This is a genomic window from Nodosilinea sp. P-1105 (assembly GCF_012911975.1).
Lineage (GTDB): Bacteria > Cyanobacteriota > Cyanobacteriia > Phormidesmidales > Phormidesmidaceae > Nodosilinea.
In genome coordinates, this window is the sequence record NZ_SMDQ01000190.1 from 1 (window position 1) to 632 (window position 632).

Below are 632 nucleotides of genomic sequence, written 5' to 3' on the forward strand. Positions count from 1 at the left end.
CTATTCAACTGTCGAGGTCCTTACCCCCTCGGGAATCTCACACTCGGTGCGCTTCCCTCAGGCGCTTTACTAATATAGTCTCAATTATCCTTACCTGTCAACACAAATCAGGAATTATTTTTTTGACGCCGAAACCCCTTGCATTCCAAGGGGTTTCGGCATTTTAGGGAAGCTTAGGGCTCAAATTCGGTGGATTTTTTCTGGAAAATTTTTTCTCACCACGCTGTATCTAGGGCTCGAAAGGCAGGCATGGACAGTACCCATAGCGCCCAAAATAAGCTCTGGGCAAGGATTAAGCACCTTTAGCCAGGGTTGGAGGTTTCTTTGTAACTGGAGATACAGACAGCCCGAGGAGGTTCCGATGCTATTGCTCATGGATGCTTCGCCAATGACGCTATAGGCCTGGATAGGCTGCACCAGGGGTTCATTCCCAGGTTGTGCGGCGGCTTTGCTCACATAAGGCTCAAACAAAAAAGAGAGGTGGCAAGCACCTCTCTTTGCACATGGCCTAAATCATCCGATTCAAGCAATTAGCTGTAAACCCATTACAGGGCATTACCACGGGGCAGTACCTCTTCGGGGAATACAAACTTCTCGTGGGGCTGGTCGGTTGGTGCCATCCAGGCCCGGAT

Annotated in this window: 1 pseudogene; it reads right to left on the reverse strand. The window is 49.7% G+C overall.

Features of this window, described 5'->3' with window-relative positions:
• Positions 1-545: 545 nt before the first annotated feature.
• Positions 546-632, reverse strand: a pseudogene (locus E1H13_RS26715) (photosystem II protein D2); the annotation flags it as partial.